13 protein-coding genes and 1 riboswitch are annotated in these 16,645 nt (G+C 38.3%); of the genes, 5 read left to right on the plus strand and 8 right to left on the minus strand.

The window, feature by feature from the left end:
• The first annotated feature begins 192 nt into the window (after positions 1-192).
• From SNE38_RS12540 to metA, 3 genes are all read left to right on the plus strand, one after another.
• Positions 193-3,939 carry an AAA domain-containing protein gene (locus tag SNE38_RS12540; RefSeq protein ID WP_336046604.1) on the plus strand — a complete coding sequence of 1,249 codons (3,747 nt, stop codon included), beginning with the start codon at positions 193-195 and terminating at the stop codon, positions 3,937-3,939.
• Positions 3,940-3,954: 15 nt separating this feature from the next.
• Positions 3,955-4,710, plus strand: coding sequence for a nucleoside-diphosphate sugar epimerase (locus tag SNE38_RS12545; protein ID WP_336046605.1), 756 nt, complete (start codon positions 3,955-3,957; stop codon positions 4,708-4,710).
• A 65-nt stretch (positions 4,711-4,775) separates the two neighbouring features.
• Positions 4,776-4,884: riboswitch (SAM riboswitch) on the plus strand.
• 196 nt (positions 4,885-5,080) lie between these two features.
• Positions 5,081-6,022, plus strand: coding sequence for a homoserine O-acetyltransferase MetA (gene metA, locus SNE38_RS12550; protein ID WP_336046606.1), 942 nt, complete (start codon positions 5,081-5,083; stop codon positions 6,020-6,022).
• A 36-nt stretch (positions 6,023-6,058) separates the two neighbouring features.
• Here metA and SNE38_RS12555 read toward each other — a convergent pair whose 3' ends face one another.
• The 4 genes from SNE38_RS12555 to plsY all read right to left on the minus strand — a co-directional run bounded on the left by SNE38_RS12555 (position 6,059) and on the right by plsY (position 8,690).
• The gene (locus tag SNE38_RS12555; protein ID WP_336046607.1) at positions 6,059-6,829 is read right to left on the minus strand and encodes an ABC transporter ATP-binding protein; all 771 of its coding nucleotides are present in this window, start codon (positions 6,827-6,829) and stop codon (positions 6,059-6,061) included.
• A gap of 124 nt (positions 6,830-6,953) precedes the next feature.
• Entirely contained in the window at positions 6,954-7,580 is a 627-nt protein-coding gene (locus tag SNE38_RS12560) for a YczE/YyaS/YitT family protein (RefSeq protein WP_336046646.1), read from the minus strand.
• Positions 7,581-7,689: 109 nt separating this feature from the next.
• Entirely contained in the window at positions 7,690-7,980 is a 291-nt protein-coding gene (locus tag SNE38_RS12565; protein ID WP_336046608.1) for a HesB/YadR/YfhF family protein, read from the minus strand.
• A 107-nt stretch (positions 7,981-8,087) separates the two neighbouring features.
• Complete coding sequence (plsY, locus tag SNE38_RS12570) at positions 8,088-8,690, minus strand: glycerol-3-phosphate 1-O-acyltransferase PlsY (protein WP_191703408.1); 603 nt, start codon at positions 8,688-8,690, stop codon at positions 8,088-8,090.
• A 309-nt stretch (positions 8,691-8,999) separates the two neighbouring features.
• Here plsY and parE point away from each other — a divergent pair, with 309 nt between their 5' ends.
• Both parE and parC read left to right on the plus strand, forming a co-directional pair.
• Positions 9,000-10,988, plus strand: coding sequence for a DNA topoisomerase IV subunit B (parE, locus tag SNE38_RS12575; RefSeq protein ID WP_336046609.1), 1,989 nt, complete (start codon positions 9,000-9,002; stop codon positions 10,986-10,988).
• Entirely contained in the window at positions 10,985-13,414 is a 2,430-nt protein-coding gene (gene parC / locus SNE38_RS12580) for a DNA topoisomerase IV subunit A (protein WP_191703406.1), read from the plus strand. The genes parE and parC overlap by 4 nt, the downstream gene beginning before the upstream one ends.
• A 225-nt stretch (positions 13,415-13,639) precedes the next feature.
• Here the strand turns inward: parC and SNE38_RS12585 are convergent, their stop codons facing one another.
• From SNE38_RS12585 to SNE38_RS12600, 4 genes are all read right to left on the minus strand, one after another.
• Complete coding sequence (locus SNE38_RS12585) at positions 13,640-13,780, minus strand: hypothetical protein (protein WP_191699020.1); 141 nt, start codon at positions 13,778-13,780, stop codon at positions 13,640-13,642.
• Positions 13,781-13,890: 110 nt separating this feature from the next.
• Positions 13,891-14,313 (minus strand): hypothetical protein, encoded by a 423-nt coding sequence (locus SNE38_RS12590; protein ID WP_336046610.1) that lies wholly within the window; start codon positions 14,311-14,313, stop codon positions 13,891-13,893.
• A 119-nt stretch (positions 14,314-14,432) separates the two neighbouring features.
• Entirely contained in the window at positions 14,433-15,977 is a 1,545-nt protein-coding gene (locus SNE38_RS12595) for a solute symporter family protein (protein ID WP_336046611.1), read from the minus strand.
• A complete protein-coding gene (locus SNE38_RS12600) occupies positions 15,974-16,300 on the minus strand; it encodes a DUF485 domain-containing protein (protein WP_191703402.1) in 327 nt (108 codons plus the stop codon). The genes SNE38_RS12595 and SNE38_RS12600 overlap by 4 nt, the downstream gene beginning before the upstream one ends.
• Positions 16,301-16,645: the final 345 nt, after the last annotated feature.

Genomic DNA, 16,645 nt, shown 5'->3' on the forward strand with positions numbered 1-16,645 from the left:
AAATATGAAATTTAAAATAAAAATATAACTGGTAAGAATAGTTAAGCAAATGGTCACATGACACCCTTTATACAATTGCTCTTACTAAAAATATGCTGTAAAGGCGAAATACAGCTATATAATATTTTTGCACGTGCGCCCACAATATTGATATAATAAAGGTTATGATTAAATGATAAGGGAGGTGTGTTCATGTCATCAAAAACAATAGCGAATGTGCAAACTCGCTGCCATATTTTACTTACAAATACTGCGCGGGAAGCGATGAAGGAGCATGTTCCTGATGAACACGCCTTTTTTAATTTACAGCAATATTTTGTCGTCGCAATTGAAAAAGTTTCTGTGGAAGATGATCAAACACATATTACGATTTATTTTGATAATGAAAAAAATTTAAAGCTGAAAAGTAAGTTTGATGATCGTGTTGTCATTATGGACTGTGTGTTTGATCAAAAGAATGGTCTCGTTGCAAAAAGCTTCCGTTCACGTGGTAAAGGTACACCAGTCGTAACGAATCGCCGCGCAATGATGAAAATTCATTTTGTCGCTTCACGTATTAGTGGGCATACATACCAAGCGCCGTTTTTACAGGCCATTGCTGAGCTACCAATAGCACAGGAACGCTTTGACTACGTAAATAAAAGAATTAGTAGCTGGGAAGGCTATTTAAAAGTTTTAAATAAAAATGCAGATATTGAAGATATACATGCCCGTTTTTCAGCCGTTACATATGATGCTGACTTTACACATATGACATTACGTATTTCAAATCTGGATAATAAACATTGGAAGCAGATTGAAGGCTTAAGTGCCCGACTACGCGGTTATGTACAGGAAATTGGAGACGTCGCAAAGGTTCGTCGAAATGAAAATACAGTTGAAATTGCTTTAAAACCTTATTACAGTAACTTGGCCCGCAGAAATGAACTTAATTTTCTATCAGAGGATGTTGAATTTTCTAATGCTGCGACAAAATCACAGCTTAAGCGCTTATTAAAAGGTTTTGAGCGGTTAAAAGAAGGATTAGCGGCCAATGCCAATTTGGAAACAATTTTATTTGAAGACAAACCAACGATTGCAGAGCGGAAACAGCCTCTATCAATCGATTTTCATAATCAGTTAAATATTTATCAGCAACAGGCAGTTGAAGGGGCAATGAGTGCAGAAGATTTATATGTCATTCAAGGCCCACCCGGTACCGGTAAAACAACGGTAATTTCGGAAATTTGCTACCAAAACGCCAAAGCCGGATTAAAAACTCTCGTCGCCTCCCAATCAAACTTAGCTGTAGATAATGCGTTAAGTCGTCTATTGTCGAATAAGGATATTCGAATTCTTCGTTATGGACGTACAGAAAGTATTGAAGAAGAAGGCAAAAAGTTTATTGAAGAAAATGTAGCAGCGTATTGGCAGGAGCAAACGTTTAACGCGATCGGTCATGAAATTTCATTGCATACAAAAAAAGAACAGCTTTTAAATGAAGAAATTGAACATGCACAAAAGGAAATTCAAGCGCTAAATGAACAAAAGCTAGAACTTGAAAAGCAAATCCAGCAAAAAGAAGCGGCGAAAGCTGAACTCCATGTATTGGCGGAAAAAATTAGTGCATTAAAAAAAGAGTTGACGTTATGCAAGAAAGAACTTGAGGAAAATGAACGTAAACTCGAAAAACTACAAACAGCGCAAAGTACAACAGCTGAAACAGTCGCAAACTTCGAACAGCAATTAGCAGATGGAATGACTGTTGTACAGCTTACAGAACAGCAGCAAAAGTTAAGTGAAGCGAAAATAGACTATGAAAAGCAAATTGCACAAAGTAAATACAAGTCGCTTCTTCATCGTTATGAGCAACAGTATGAAGGGATTCAATTAAAAATCGAACGTGCGAATGAAACTTCGGAATATGGAAAGATAGTCGACAAAATAGCCTCTTTGAAAAAAGTTTATGAAATTGAAGCATTCATGACTGAATATAATATTCGCCGCAACTATGCAATGGATCGATTACTTACTGCTCTTGAGCGTATCCAGCCCCAAATGGAGCAATATAAGCCTATAAAGGATGTAAAAGAGCGGCTTGAAAAAGCACTGAATTACAGTGAAACAGCACTGGGCATTCATGTGACGCCAGATCAATTGGAAATGAATCATCATTATTCACTTGAAGAGGTACAGGAATTTTTAACAAAACTAAGCATGGCATTCCGCGACCGAAAAGTTAATGCACAAAACGGGACACGCTCTATCCAAGGTATCCATTTGCGCATGCAATATATTGATCAGCTGAACAATAAGTATATGGATTCGATTCGTGAAACTGTACTTATTTTTGAAAAGCTAAAAGAAGAAATAACGCTTCAGTTCAAGGAGCAAAATGACGAAAAAGCACAGGTCCTTCAAAAATTACAGGAAGAAGCTGCTGCAACTCAAACTCAAATTGATTCCGTAAAAGGAAATGTAGATCCATCAATCGTCGTTAGCCATACAACGGATGAACTTGAAGATTTGCTCGCTACAAACGAGCTAGAGCAAATGAAATTTGAAACACAGCGCCAAAATCGAGAAAGATTAGAGCTTCAGCACAGTAAAAAAGCAGAAGAACTTGCGGTACTGGATGAACAAATTGCACTTGGCACTGCCACTGTTGAAGACATGACTACACGCTTTAAAGAAATCAACAGTGAAGGCGTGCAACTCGAAAAACGCCGTACAGAGCTTGAACAATTAACGAAGCTAAATCCAGAACAAGCTATTGTAGCTGTAAACGAAAAAATTGAGCATTTCACAGCGCAAATTGCAACATTACAAGTGAAAATCGATTTACTGCCCGTCACAGCCGAGCTTCAAAACGAGTGGTATGGCTTACTGAAAAATGCGAATGCGCACGATTTAGATGAAATCAGAAAATTATATGTGAAGCATGCGAATGTCATTGGCACGACATGTGTAGCGTCGGCAAATAAAGAGTTTATGGACAACTATCCAACTTTTGATGTTGTCATTATTGATGAAGTATCTAAGGCGACGCCACCTGAACTACTTTTACCGATGTTAAAGGGCTCAAAGATCATATTAGTAGGAGATCATCATCAATTACCGCCACTTGTAGGGGATGCAACGTTTGAAGAAACATTGGAGCAAGTTGTAAAAGAAAGTACGACTTTTGAGGAAAAACGTGAACTTGAAAAATTACTGGAAGAATCTTTATTCGAACGCCTTTATAATAACTTACCAACTCAAAATAAAACTATGCTTGCTCTTCAATATCGTATGCATAAAAATATTATGTCAACTATCACACCGTTTTATGAAAATGAACAGGAAAGCCTGCAATGTGGTTTGGAAGATTCGGATGCTGTACGTGATCACTTCCTGCAAACTTCTAAAATTACGCGGAAAAATCATTTAATGTGGCTGGATATTCCGAATGAAAAGCCGTATTTTGAACAGCGTGTAAAAGAAGGGTCAAGCTTATTCAATGTAGCGGAGCTTGATCAGATTAAACAGCAATTACTGGAAATGAATGAAGCGACTGAAAAAGCAAAAGCGGAAGGATTAATCCCGCAAGGTGCTCAGAAATCTGTTGGGGTCATTTCGTTTTATGCCGAGCAAGTAAGACGCATAAATCGTCTCATCGAACAGGAACTAAGCTTACCGCATCTACACATCCGCACAGGCTCGGTCGATAAGTTCCAGGGGATGGAGATGGATGTCATTATCGTCAGTATGGTGCGTAATCATGACCATGAGCGCGGAGAAATTGGGTTTGCCAAAGATTATCGCCGTCTAAATGTAGCATTATCCCGCGCACGTGAACTGCTTATTATGATCGGCAGTACCGATATGTTTACACAGCGTCCAAAACATGCGAAAACACGCGATATGTATTCCCATGTATTAAATACAGTAAAAGAGCAAAGTGGCTATTTTGCAATGTAAGGAAAGGTGTATACAGTGGATTTAAACAGCATAACCGGACAATTACAAAAAGAACTTAACGAAAATCCAAACATCGAAATTCAAAAGCAGATGCAATACGCCATTCCCATTCATACGTTGGAAGTGCACTATCATCCTGTTATGAGGAATGCGATGGATATTTTAATGAAGATGATGCTAATTTCATTTCAGAAGGCGAAGCTGAATAATGTCGAGCTTTTAGCGGAAATTTTATTAGTTGAACCGTTATTTATCCATGATTTAACGAATAAAATGTTACGAATGGGCATGATTGAAAAAGAAAATGAAGTGTTCACACTTACGGCAAAAGGAATGGCGCAGCTTGAATCGGGTATTTTTGAAGAGGAGCTTGAGCAAACAAGTCATTTTGTACAATATAGCCCGATTCATGAACAGCTGCTGGAAGGGGACCTAGAGGAGTTCTCTGATTTAGAGGAGTTTCCTGAACCGTTTCCGACGATTGAAAACGAGGAAATTGAAGCGATTGAAGAATCGATGCTGATTGAATTTATTCAGCGACAGTTAAGCGAACAACCATTGGCAGAACAGGAGGTCCCAACTTTTATTACAAAAGTTATATCGACCGAATCAATTCAAATTAATGATATTCCGGTTCTATGTTTTTCGCTTATGGATCAAAAGGAAAACCGCCACTTTATGCGTGTGTATAATACGTTAACAGGTGCATGGGATGAAAGGCTTGAAACGATTTTATTTAATTATGAGAAAGAGCATTTAAATCCTGAGTAAATATATATATTTTTTGAATTATTGCAAAACTTACACTACCGTGTTACACTAGTGTCAATTTAATAGTCTTATCAAGAGAAGCGGAGGGAACTGTGCCCGTAGATGCTTCAGCAACCTCTAGTACAACTAGAAAGGTGCTACTTCCAGCAAGGCAATGACCTTGGCAGATAAGAACGGGTATATAAACCTCTCATTTCTGTTGTGCTGGAATGAGGGGTTTTTTGTGTTTTTTCGGCAAGTATTCGATTACATGCTCCAATGATCAAACCCCTGCGGCTATTACAATGATTTATTTGAAAGGAAAGAAGCTCGAAAAAGCTTTGCGTTATTAAGCCAAGATTATTTAGAAAGATTAGAGGGGGAAAGTGCAATGCCAATTAATATTCCGAAACATTTACCTGCCGGTGAGCTGCTGAGAAGAGAGAAGATTTTCGTTATGGAGGAAGATCGTGCGAAAACTCAGCAAATTCGACCTTTGAATATTTTAGTGTTCAATTTAATGCCGGAAAAGGAAAAAACCGAGCTCCAATTATTGCGCTTACTAGGGAACACACCACTACAGGTAGATGTTACATTTTTAAATACCGCTACATACGAATCCAAAAACGTTTCCAAATCACATTTAGATACGTTCTACCAAACATTCGATGAGATTAAGCACCGCCGATATGATGGTCTTATTATCACTGGTGCACCAGTAGAGAAAATGCAATTTGAAGATGTAGGCTATTGGAAGGAAATTACCGATGTGATGGACTGGGCCGATCAAAATGTTACATCGATCATGTATATATGTTGGGGCGCACAAGCTGCACTGTATCATCATTTCGGTATCGGGAAGTTTGAGCTGCCTAAAAAATGCTCCGGCGTTTATTCGCATGTGATAACAGATTTAACGGTCGATTTAGTACGGGGCTTCAGTGATGAATATGTTGCACCTCATTCACGCCATACATCTGTCTCAATAGATGAAGTCCGTGCACACCCAGATTTGCGTCTGCTTAGCTATTCGGACGATGCCGGTGTATTTATCGTCCAATCAAAAAACAATAAGCATATCATGATTACAGGCCATTTAGAGTATGATGCGACGACTCTATCGGACGAATATTTCCGTGATATTGAAAAGGATCCGGAAAATACGGAAGTTCCGATTAATTACTTCCCGAATAATGACCCACAAAATGCACCTAAAAATGTATGGCGTGCCCATTCACATCTGTTATTCTACAACTGGTTAAACTATTACGTATACCAAGAAACACCTTATGAATGGCATTTTGTTGAGGAAAATATCGAATATCACATATAAGAAAAGCCAGCAAGGGAATATCTTGCTGGCTCATTTTTATTTTACTGCAAGCCATGCACGTTCTTGTTCTATTTGTAAACTTACTTCACGGCCAAAAAAGTCACTCAGCAATTGTTCATTCAATATGACTTCGCGAGTATCTGCAGCTACGCTTTCACCATCTTTCATTAACAGTACATGGCTAAAACAAGGTAAAATCTCTTCTACATGATGCGTTACATAAATAAGTGTAGGACAGTTATCGCACTTGGCTATTTGCTCAATCTTTTGTAGTAAGTTTTCCCGCTCTATAAGGTCAAGTCCGCCACATGGCTCATCTAATATTAATATTTCTGGTTCTGCCATTAAAGCACGTGCAATTTGTACACGTTGACGTTCACCTTGTGATAAATGCTCAAATGATTTATTTGCCAAATGATCACAATGAAACTGTTTCATAAAGGATAGTGCCTGCTCAATCTCCTCGTTGGACACGTCATTAAATAGACGGAGCGCACCGAATTTTCCGCTGAGCACAATTTCGATTGCATTATCCTGCCAGTTGAAGCTATCAATCATTGCATTGCTTGCCCAGCCGATGCGTGTCCGTAGGGTAGGGATATATGTATTGCCGAAAGTTTCACCCAGTACTTGCACTTTACCTTTGTTTGGCCAAATATAGCCGTTGATTACTTTTAACAAGGTTGTTTTTCCTGAACCATTCAAGCCTAAAATGGCCCAATGCTGTCCTTTTTGTACATGCCAGCTTAAATTATTCAAAATTACTTTTTCATTCCGGTATAGTTGGACATTTTCAATCTGTATCATTAAAAAACACCTCCAATTACTACTATGCGGGATTTATTTTAATTACGGAAGTATTTTTTGAATATTGTAACAATTGTTAATAAAAAAAAGAAAGCAAACCTACTATGTTCGCTTTCTTCTCATTTTAAATTACGGCACTTTCTACACCTGCTGCACGGTAAAACAGCTTTTCATTCCATTTTAGGGCCCATTGAACAACCGGTCCTAAGCCGAATGCCATAAATACTGTCCCTATACCAACAGGACCGCCTAAAATGAAGCCTACAACAGCAACTGATACTTCCATTGTCGTACGTGCACGGTTCACGCTCCAGCCTAGGCGACGGACTAATAACAGCATTAAAGTATCACGTGGTCCAACACCGAGGTTAGCCACCATGTACATACCACAACCAATACCTAGTAGCACTATACCTACTACAAACGATAAAGTTTGCTCCAAAAGGTTGTGTGCATTAGGTAGCACATACAAAAAGATATCAATAAAAATCCCCGTTAAAAACATATCTAAATAGGTACCTATTTTTGGTAGTCTTTTTGATAACATAGAGTCAATCGCTAAAATAATTAACCCTATAATGATGGACCAAGCCCCGATTGTTAAACCGAGATTTTTATAAAGTCCTATATGGAGCACGTCCCATGAACCTACACCGATTGTTTGTCCTTTAATCGTTAAGGCAACACCTAGTGACAAAACGATAATCCCTGCGATAAAAAATAGGCAGCGCCAATAAAATCCTTGTTTCACTTTCAATTGTAATCCCTCTTCTTGTAATCAATATCTTTACACATTATATCGATTACAAGGATGAAAAACGGATTTACAATATATTTAAAATATTATAACTTTTTGAAGGCTATTTTTCATATGAATAGCTAAGTTCATCAGTTGTTTCATCGACGTCTACAATTAGATGATGGTTACTAAAAAACCATTCATCGGATTTTTCAATAAAGAAGTGTACATTCTCTATAATGGTTTCAATCCCTATTTCATGGGGCTGCTCACGTGTCATTCCTAACGAAAATCCTTCATGAAAGGGAGATGAGCCCCCATAGCGTGCATAAAAGCGAATATAGTCTCCATGTTCTATTTCCATTTCTTCTTTAAACCATTCGACTGCTTTTTCAGTTAATTTAATTTCCATACAATTCACCTCTATTGTCATTATGCAGGAAATGAAAAAAACTTACAAAACCCGCGCCTGCTAAAACGAAACAAAAAAGGCTGAAGTATAAACCTTCAGCCTGCATGTTAAAAACCTTTAATTTTTGGTTCAGTTCCATTTTTAATGCGTATAATATTCTCGCGGTGACGATAAAAGATAAAGGAAGCTAAAATTGCTACTAAAATAAAGAGCGCATATTCACCCGTAACAATCCAATTAATCGTTACATAGATGATCGCCACTGCTGATGCAATCATTGAAGTTAAGCTCACCATTTTTGTCGTTTTTAATGAAATGATAAATACAGTAAGTAAAACAAGGAATAATGGCAAATTATAACCTAAGATGATACCAGCACTTGTCGCTACGGCTTTACCGCCACGGAAGCTCGCAAATATCGGGAACATATGCCCCGCTGCTGCAACGATACCAAGAATAAGTGGATGAACAGTACTATCACTGAAAATTGCTAACAGCGGCAATAAAACTGCTGCTGTCCCTTTAAAAATATCAAGTAGCAGTACAGCAATTCCAGGTTTCTTACCTAGAACTCTAAATGTATTCGTAGTGCCTAAATTACCGCTGCCTTGCTTTCGGATATCTGTTTTATAAAAAATTTTCCCTATCCATAATGCAGATGGGATGGAACCGATTAAATAAGCACAAATAATTATTAAAGCGTTGATCAAGAAGTTGTGCTCCTTTCAAATGTCAGAATTATTAGTTGGTACTAATAGTATGTTATGAATATTCTACAATGTTTTTTAATAGAAGGAAAGAGGTATTATTTTTTCGTAATAACAGGATGGAAACAGGGAAAAAGTTACATTTGTTTATCAACTATTAAAGGATAGGCTTTTAAACGTCGGTTTTTGATGATACAATTAGTCTTTGCAAAGCCTAAAAAAGTACGCTCAAACATTGACATCATGCATATTTGAAAGTACGATTAGGTAGTAAATAGAACGTTTGTTTGTATTTTTTGGAGGGGATTGCATTTGGTTAAAAATCAATCGGGTATGTCTTATAATGAAGATGCCATTCAAGTATTAGAAGGTTTAGAAGCCGTACGAAAAAGACCAGGGATGTATATTGGTTCTACAGATAGTCGAGGTCTTCACCACTTAGTGTACGAAATTGTAGATAACGCAGTGGATGAAGCACTTGCTGGATTTGGTAATCATATCATCGTGAAGATTCATGAAGATAATAGTATTAGCGTACGAGACCATGGTCGTGGTATGCCTACAGGTATTCATAAAATGGGTAAGCCAACTCCGGAAATTATTTTTACTGTACTCCATGCAGGTGGTAAATTTGGACAGGGTGGCTACAAAACGAGTGGCGGTTTACACGGTGTAGGTTCATCTGTTGTAAATGCTTTGTCCTCATTTTTAGAAGTAACAATTTACCGTGATGGGCAAATTTATCGCCAACGTTTCGAGCAAGGTGGTAAACCAGCTACATCCCTTGATATGATTGGAAAAACAAAGGAAACAGGTACATTGGTACATTTCCTACCTGATTCAACGATTTTTTCGGCGACAAAGTATAATTATGACACGCTGGCAGAGCGCCTGCGTGAATCAGCATTTTTATTAAAAGGTTTAAAAATTGAGTTAATCGATGAGCGTGTTGATGAACGCGGACAAGGCCAGCATGAAACTTTCTTCTATGAAAATGGTATTGAAGCATTTGTTGCCTACTTGAATGAAGAAAAAGATGTTCTGCATCCTGTTAAATATGTGGAAGGCATACTTCAGGAAATTGAAGTGGAATTTGCCCTGCAATTTAATGACGGTTATTCCGAAACTATCCTGTCGTTCGTAAACAATGTACGTACACGTGATGGCGGAACACATGAAACAGGTGCGAAGTCTGCATTAACACGAGTGTTTAATGAATATGCAAGAAAAATTGGTTTATTAAAAGAAAAAGATAAAAATCTGGAAGGCGTTGACATTCGCGAAGGTTTAACCGCGATTGTTTCAGTGCGTATTCCCGAGAATCTACTACAGTTTGAAGGTCAGACGAAAGGCAAGCTCGGAACATCTGAGGCGCGTTATGTTGTCGATACAGTCGTTTCTGAAAAGTTATTGTATGTATTGGAGGAAAACGCAGAGCTTTCGGCATCTTTAGTTCGAAAGGCGATTCGTGCTCATCAAGTTCGTGAAGCAGCTCGTAAAGCACGTGATGATGCAAGAAACGGTAAAAAGAAAAAATCGAGTACTTTGCTGTCAGGGAAGCTAACGCCTGCACAATCGAAAAATGCGGCGAGAAACGAACTGTATTTAGTAGAGGGTGATTCTGCAGGCGGTTCGGCGAAACAAGGTCGGGATCGTACTTTCCAAGCCATTTTGCCTTTACGCGGTAAAGTTATCAACACTGAAAAGGCAAAGCTGCAGGACATTATGAAAAACGAGGAAATTGCTACGATTATCCATACTATAGGAGCGGGTGTCGGCGCGGATTTCAATGTAGAAGATGCCTGCTACGATAAAGTGGTCATTATGACGGATGCCGATACAGATGGCGCACATATTCAAGTACTTTTACTCACATTTTTCTATCGCTATATGCGTCCATTAATCGAAGCCGGTAAAGTCTACATAGCATTGCCACCATTGTATAAAGTATCTAAAGGGTCTGGGAAGAAGCAGGAGCTTGTATATGCTTGGACAGAGCAGGAGCTTAGTGCCGCTACGAAGAAAATTGGCAAAGGCTACGTTATCCAACGCTATAAAGGTTTAGGTGAGATGAATGCCGACCAGCTTTGGGATACAACGATGAATCCGGAAACGCGTACATTAATTCGCGTAAAAATTGAAGATGGTGCTCGTGCGGAACGTCGTATTACAACATTGATGGGCGATAAAGTTGAGCCCCGACGTAAATGGATTGAATCTAACGTCAACTTCGGCATGGAAGAGGATGCAAGCATTTTAGAAAATGAATTCATCCAGCATGAGGAGGCAAAAGATAAATGAGTTTTGTTGAGAAATTTCAGGATTTACCATTAGAAGAAGTAATGGGTGACCGTTTTGGTCGCTATTCAAAATATATTATTCAAGATCGTGCATTACCTGACACACGCGATGGCTTAAAACCTGTACAACGCCGTATATTATATGCGATGTTCCATGAAGGTAATACTTTTGACAAACCATTCCGTAAATCCGCGAAAACGGTCGGAAATGTAATCGGTAACTACCATCCGCACGGGGATTCTTCTGTGTATGATGCGATGGTCCGAATGAGTCAAGATTGGAAAAGCCGTCACATGTTAATTGAAATGCACGGTAACAACGGGTCGGTCGACGGAGATCCGCCGGCTGCGATGCGTTATACAGAAGCGCGTCTATCAACCATTGCTGCAGAGCTATTGCGTGATATTAATAAAAATACAGTTGAATTCGTACCAAACTTTGATGATCAGGATATGGAACCAACTGTTTTACCATCACGCTTTCCGAATCTGTTGGTTAATGGAGCTACCGGAATATCTGCTGGTTATGCGACAGACATCCCTCCACATAATTTACAAGAAGCTCTCGATGCAGTTTTAATGCGTTTAGACAATAAAAACTGTACAGTCGATGAACTGATGACAGTTATAAAAGGACCTGATTTCCCGACAGGTGGCATTATACAAGGTGTCGATGGTATCAAAAAGGCATTTGAAACAGGGAAAGGAAAAATTATTGTTCGTTCACGCACAGAAATCGAGCAGTTAAAAGGGAATAAAGAGCAAATTATTATTTCTGAAATTCCTTTCGAAGTGAATAAGGCGAACATGATTCGTAAAATGGATGAATTACGTGTGAACGATCGTCGTTTAGATGGTATTTCAGAAATTCGTGATGAATCAGACCGTGATGGAATGCGCATCGTCGTGGAATTAAAAAAAGATGTACAGGCACAAGGTATTTTAAACTTTTTATTAAAATCAACGGATTTACAAGTGTCTTATAATTTTAATATGATTGCCATTCATAATCGCCGTCCGATGATGATGACGTTACCTCTTATGCTTGATGCCTATATTGATCACCAAAAGGAAATTGTACGTCGCAGATCACAATATGATCTAACACGTGCACAAGATCGATTACATATTGTCGAAGGGCTTATGAAGGCATTATCGATTTTAGACGAAGTGATAGAAACAATCCGTGCGTCAAAGGACAAGCGTGATGCAAAAAATAATATTATCGATAAATTCGGCTTTTCGGAAGAGCAGGCAGAAGCAATTGTAAGCCTTCAACTTTACCGTCTAACAAATACGGATATAACACAATTACAAAGCGAGCAAGAAGAATTAAGTGAACTCATCTTAAAATTAACAGCGATTTTGGACGATGAGAAAAAATTAATTCGTGTCATTAAAACTGAGCTAAACGATATTAAAAAGCGTTTTCCATCACCGCGTCTATCAGCTATCGAAGCAGAAATAGAAGAGATTAAAGTGACGCGCGATGTATTGGTTCCAAGTGAGGAAGTTGTCGTAACCGTTACAAAAGATGGTTATGTTAAACGTACAAGTCTTCGTTCGCATAGTGCTTCCAATGGGAAGGATTTCGCAATGAAGGACTCCGATTACTTAATATACGAAGCTAATTTAAATACACAGCATCACTTATTGCTGTTTACGAGTAAAGGTCACTATATTTACCAGCCGGTCCATGAGTTGCCTGATATTCGTTGGAAAGACTTAGGTCAGCATATTTCAAGTATCGTACCAATTGACTCCAATGAGGAAATTATCGAGGTAATTGGAATAGAGACATTTGAGCAGTCGAATGTTTATGTGTTTACAGCTACAAGAGACGGGCAAATTAAACGTTCGGCCCTTACGGATTATGTTGTAACACGTTATTCAAAACCAATTAAAACGATGAACCTTAAAGGTGACGACGAAATGATCTTTGCGCGTCTTGTTACCGAGGAGGAAGAAGTTCTATTATCGACAAATACTAGCTATACGATTCGATTCCCAATGGAAGATTTACCTGTGACAGGTGTAAAAACAGCAGGTGTTAAAGGGATAGTTGTAAAAGAGGGCGAGTATTTAGCTGCTGTCGCTATTTTAGATCCAAAGCAAGAGCAGGAGTTAATTATTGTGACGCAACGCGGTGCTGTTAAGCGAATGCTATTAAATGAGCTCGAGCTTGGCAATCGTGCAAAGCGTGGTGTTGTGATTCTTAAAGAGCTAAAAGCGAATCCACACCGTATTTATACGATTTTAGTTGTAGGTTTTAGAGATACATTTACAATCGAAACAGAAAAAGGTATAGATGAAACAATCCAAGTAACCAATTTAACAAGAGCCGACCGTTATTCCAATGGTTCGCTTCGTATAGATACTGAAGCAGACGGAGCTATTTCACGGGCTTTTGTCAATCAAAAGGTGTAACAGTCGTGTATAATTCAGGTAACATTCACATATGATAAAAGTAATTCATTGACATGTAAGCCAGACTTTCATACAATGAAGTTAGTAAGATTCATGCGTGATGGATCTACAGTAGTACAAGGCGATTGGGTGGCCCCCAATCGCTTTTTTTGTTTTTGCAAGGGGTTTATATTAAAATAAAAAAACACCACTTAGGTGGCTAGTCTAAGTGGTGAAAATACTTTTTTACAGCATCATACGGAAAAAACGATAAATAGTATCGACAAGACGAAATAAGTCTGTCACGTAACGAAAAATGGCGAGTTTTTCGTTACGCTTCTTTTCCGAAGCAGCCTTAGCCTTTTCTTTGCGTGATGGATAAGACACAGTAGTACACCTCCTTTACAAAAGGAGTCAGCTGGATGCTGCTTTCATATTGTACCATGAAATGTTAAATAGGAATCTCTCTTTTTAGACAAAGAGACAATAGAAAAACGTCAAAGGCTGAGGAAGATTTCTTCAGCTTTCGACGTTTTTTTTATCGTTAACGATTTTACATAAGTCCATTTAGCGTACGGTCGTAAAAGAATATTATTTTGCTTTAATGCGCCGAATGAAAATGAAGAGTAATCTTCTTCTACTATGAATTGAAATACAAACTGCTGTTCATCATCTGTTCCCGTGAATTGGACGACGTGTTGCCCAGCGCGGGCAGTGAAGTATTCCCAATAAGTCGTTTCATAATGCGTATCAAACACTTCAGAAATTGATGCATTCTCTTTATATGGCCATTTCTGTGCTTTTATATAATCAATGTAAGGGGAGTCCGTATCAATCTCTGTACCGTTCAGTACAAAGCCGGTAATACAGCCCATAGCAGCAACACAAATCAAAACACGGAGATGTTGTCCAATCGTCACGACTCTCACTCCTCAAAAATAAGTGAAATTTCGACCAGTTGCGTTATAAAAAATCAGCCTCTAACTAGGTTAGAAGCTGATTGATTTTCCATGACTTATGAAAAGTAGGGAATATTATCTTAGTGTGAAATATCTTGAACTGAAATACCTGTTTGCGCTTTAACTTCAACTTCACGATATTTCGCAGCATCCATTTCTTTCGACATTAATGTACCAATAAATCCTCCGATGAAGCCAAGTGGTACAGAAATGATCGCTGGGTTCGTTAACATAATTAACGGATCACCTACGAAGATTGCTTTACCTTCTACTGGATTCCATACGTTTGGAGACACTGCTACTAAAATTAATGCTGAAACTAGACCTGTTAACATGGCTGATACTGCACCTGTTGTATTGAAGCGTTTCCAATAAATCGTGTAAATAATTACTGGTAGGTTTGCAGATGCCGCGATACAGAATGCTAACGATACTAAGAATGCTACGTTTAACGTCTGAGCACCAAGAGCTAAAAGAATTGATACTACAGAGATAATAATCGAACCGATACGAGCTGCCTTAACAGCTTCTTTTTCAGTGATTTTACCCTTTTTAATAATTTGACCATAAATATCATGTGATAGGGCAGATGCACCAGAAAGTACTAGACCTGCTACTACCGCTAAGATTGTCGCGAATGCTACGGCACATACGAATGAGAATAGGATGTCGCCACCAAGAGCCTGAGCTAATAGTGGGGCAGCCATATTACCTGCCGGGTTTGCCGCAACGATTTCATCTCTGCCTACGAATGCAGCAGCACCGAAGCCAAGGAAGATTGTTAATACATAGAATAAACCTACAATCCAAGTAGCCCAAATTACTGAAGAACGAGCTGTTTGCGCATCTTTTACAGTGAAGAAACGCATTAGGATATGCGGAAGACCTGCTGTACCAAGTACTAACGCGATAAGCATTGAAATCGTATCAATACCATTTGTGTAGCGTAGTCCAGGATTTAAATATGCTTCACCATGCTCTGTTACAGTAGTCATATGAGTGAACATGTTTGCAATAGAGAAGTCGAATTTTGCTAATACTAAGAATGAGATAATAATAGTACCTAACATTAAAAGTACTGCTTTAATAATCTGTACCCAAGAAGTGGCAGTCATACCACCAAATAATACGTATGTTGTCATCATGACACCTACTAAAAGTACAGCCATCCAGTATTCAATACCTAATAGTAATTGAATAAGGGCACCAGCACCAACTAGCTGAGCGATCATGTAGAATAATACGATTGTAATAGTAGATAATGCTGCTGTACCACGTACTTTTGCTTTATCGAAACGAGCAGTAATCATATCTGCCAAAGTGAATCGACCTAAGTTACGTAATGGCTCAGCTACGATGTATAAAACTACTAAGTAAGCTACTAAGTATCCGATAGAGAAGAAGAATCCATCGAAACCGAATAATGCAATCGAACCGGCGATACCTAGGAATGACGCTGCCGATAAATAGTCACCGGCAATTGCTAGTCCATTTTGCCAACCAGTTAAACCGCCGCCAGCTGTATAGAAGTCAGACGCACTTGAAGTACGTTTTGAAGCCCACCAAGTAATGACTAAAGTTAAACCTACGATTGCTACGAAGAAGAATATGGCTGTAAAACTCATTTGCCTTTACCTCCCTCATACTCTGCAATAATAGCTTTTGCTTCAGAGTCAAATTTGTTTGCACGCGCTACATAGAAGTGCGCTAATCCCCAAGTCATTACGAATAGGCCAGCTGAATATACCCAAACCCATGTAATGTTGCCGATTGCTTTTTGATGTAGAATTTCAGTGAATGACGTCAAGATTGGTAATAACATATAAAGTGCTAAAAAGATTGCCGTCATTGTCCATAGAAATACATTCTTTTTCTTTGCAAGCTGTTTAAAAGATTGCTGTGATGCGATTCTTTCATAATCAATAATTGGCTTTTGATTATTCCCCATAAACATTCCCCCGTTTGTGATTAATATTACTGCTTAATGTGCGTAAAATTCTCTTTTAAGGAATTCACATTTTCATTCTATTTTAGCTGTAACAAAATTGCAATACTTTTTAAGAAAATTATGTGAAAAAACTTTTCGGAAAAATATGTTTAATAGAGAAAAAAAGCTACATAACAGAACAGATTAATGTTATTTGTATTTCGTTTATAAGATAGAAAGGTAGACAGCGCAACGTTTACTATGGAATCACAAAAAGTAGATTTTGAGATTTTGCAGAAATTTATGATAAGAAAATATTATATGTTTTAATAAGAAATAGTAATATTCGAAAAACAATTTACTTTT

Source organism: Solibacillus ferritrahens (assembly GCF_037027585.1).
Classification (GTDB): Bacteria; Bacillota; Bacilli; order Bacillales_A; family Planococcaceae; genus Solibacillus; species Solibacillus ferritrahens.